Here is a 2,950-nt window from a genome sequence, read left to right as displayed (position 1 = left end):
GGGAACGAGGGGAACTGAAACATCTAAGTACCCTTAGGAAGAGAAAATAAATAATGATTCCGTAAGTAGCGGCGAGCGAACGCGGAAGAGCCCAAACCAAGTAGAAATACTTGGGGTTGCGGACATATCAAAGAGATTCAGAGACGATAGCAAAATATAGCTGGAAAGCTAATCCAAAGAGTGTGATAGGCACGTATGCGAAATTGTCGACGACGAGGATATGATCCAGAGTACCACGAGACACGAGAAATCTTGTGGGAAGCAGGGAGGACCACCTCTCAAGGCTAAATACTACCCAGTGACCGATAGAGAATAGTACCGTGAGGGAAAGGTGAAAAGAACCCCGGGAGGGGAGTGAAAAAGAACCTGAAACCTTAAGCCTATAAGCAGTGGAAGCTCGAAAGAGTGACCGCGTACTTTTTGTAGAACGGGCCAACGAGTTACAATATGCAGCAAGGTTAATAACTGAGAGGTTAGGAGCCGAAGGGAAACCGAGTCTGAAAAGGGCCGTAGTTGCATGTTGTAGACCCGAAACCGGGTGACCTATCCATGTGCAGGTTGAAGCTAGAGTAAAATCTGGTGGAGGACCGAACCCATTAGCGTTTAAAAGCTACGGGATGACGTGTGGATAGCGGTGAAATTCCAATCGAACCCGGAGATAGCTGGTTCTCCTCGAAATAGCTTTAGGGCTAGCCTCAAGAAAGTATAGTGGGGGTAGAGCACTGAATGGTCTAGGGGCGTTATACGTTACCAAAACCTATCAAACTCCGAATACCAAGTATATGATTCTTGGGAGTCAGACTATGTGAGATAAGTTTCATAGTCAAAAGGGAAACAGCCCAGATCACCAACTAAGGTCCCAAAGTATAGATTAAGTGGAAAAGGATGTAAAACTACACAGACAACCAGGATGTTGGCTTAGAAGCAGCCATTCATTAAAAGAGTGCGTAATAGCTCACTGGTCGAGTGGTTTTGCGCCGAAGATGTCCGGGGCTAAAATCTATCACCGAAGTTGTGGGATACCGCTAATTTCTTCAAGAGTTCAAGTAGAGAAAATGTAAGGACATCTCAGTTCGAAATCTTTCCTTAATGAAAAAAGGAATAAAAAAGAAAGATTTCGATTAGATGCAAAAAGGATAAAATCTATTTGAGAGATTGAAGAAATTAGTGGTATCGGTAGAGGAGCATTGTGTACGGGAAGAAGTTCCATCGAAAGAGGATATGGACTGTACAGAAGAGAGAATGTTGGCATGAGTAGCGAAAGGGGAGTGAGAATCTCCCCCATCGAAAGCCTAAGGATTCCTGAGGAAGGCTCGTCCACTCAGGGTAAGTCGGGACCTAAGCCGAGGCCAAAGGGCGTAGGCGATGGACAACTGGTTGAAATTCCAGTACCACCTTTAAGCGTTTGAGAAATGGGGTGACACAGTAGGGTAAGCTAGCACACAGATGGAAAAGTGTGTCTAAGTAAGTAGGGAGATAACCGAGGCAAATCCCGGATATCAATCCTGAGATACGAATGGGAGCGAAAACAAGTAGTGAAGTAGCTGAGCCCACACTGTCAAGAAAAGCCTCTATCGAGTAAGAAGGTGCCCGTACCGCAAACCGACACAGGTAGGCAAGGAGAGAATCCAAAGATGAGCGGAAGAACTATTGTTAAGGAACTAGGCAAAATGACCCCGTAACTTCGGGAGAAGGGGTGCCGATGGATGTGAAGTCTGAACAGGTGGAGCATTTGTCGGCCACAGAAAACAGGCCCAAGCGACTGTTTACCAAAAACACAGGTCTCTGCTAAATCGAAAGATGAAGTATAGGGGCTGACACCTGCCCGGTGCTGGAAGGTTAAGGGGAGAAGTTATCGCAAGAGAAGCTTTGAACTTAAGCCCCAGTAAACGGCGGCCGTAACTATAACGGTCCTAAGGTAGCGAAATTCCTTGTCGGGTAAGTTCCGACCCGCACGAAAGGTGTAACGATTTGGGCACTGTCTCAACAATAGATCCGGTGAAATTGTAGTACTCGTGAAGATGCGAGTTACCCGCGGCAGGACGGAAAGACCCCATGGAGCTTTACTGCAGGCTGACATTGGAATTCGGTAGCAATTGTACAGGATAGGTGGGAGACAGAGAAGCATGTACGCCAGTATGTGTGGAGTCGACGTTGGGATACCACTCTATTGTTACTGAATTTCTAACATGATACCGTGAACCGGTATATGGACACTGTCAGTTGGGCAGTTTGACTGGGGCGGTCGCCTCCGAAAGAGTAACGGAGGCGCTCAAAGGTTCCCTCAGCACGGTCGGAAATCGTGCGAAGAGTGTAAAGGCAGAAGGGAGCTTGACTGCGAGAGAGACATCTCGAGCAGGAACGAAAGTTGGACTTAGTGATCCGGTGGCACCGAGTGGAAAGGCCATCGCTTAACGGATAAAAGCTACCCTGGGGATAACAGGCTTATCTCCCCCAAGAGTCCACATCGACGGGGAGGTTTGGCACCTCGATGTCGGCTCGTCTCATCCTGGGGCTGAAGCAGGTCCCAAGGGTTGGGCTGTTCGCCCATTAAAGAGGCACGCGAGCTGGGTTCAGAACGTCGTGAGACAGTTCGGTCCCTATCCGCCGTGGGCGCAGGAAATTTGAAGGGAGTTGTTCCTAGTACGAGAGGACCGGAATGAACAGACCGCCGGTGAATCAGTTGTCACGCCAGTGGCATGGCTGAGTAGCTGAGTCTGGAAAAGATAAGCGCTGAAAGCATCTAAGCGCGAAACAGACCCTAAGATAAGATTTCCCATTGCGAAAGCAAGTAAGACCCCTGAAAGGCTATCAGGTAGATAGGTCGCATGTGTAAGTGCAGCAATGCATTCAGCTGAGCGATACTAATAGGTCGAGGTCTTGACCTAAAAAGGAAAGGGGACACACCTCTTTCCAGAAAGAAAGTCTCTGCAAGACAGAGGAATGTCCC

General features: G+C 48.1%; 1 rRNA gene. It reads left to right on the top strand.

What is annotated here, in order from left to right:
• A 23S ribosomal RNA gene (locus HZF24_RS18540) occupies nucleotides 1–2,888 on the top strand; the annotation flags it as partial.
• Nucleotides 2,889–2,950: the final 62 nt, after the last annotated feature.

This window comes from Sedimentibacter hydroxybenzoicus DSM 7310 (assembly GCF_013403245.1).
GTDB classification, from domain to species: domain Bacteria; phylum Bacillota; class Clostridia; order Tissierellales; family Sedimentibacteraceae; genus Sedimentibacter; species Sedimentibacter hydroxybenzoicus.
This window is presented reverse-complemented; position numbering and strand designations above follow the sequence as displayed.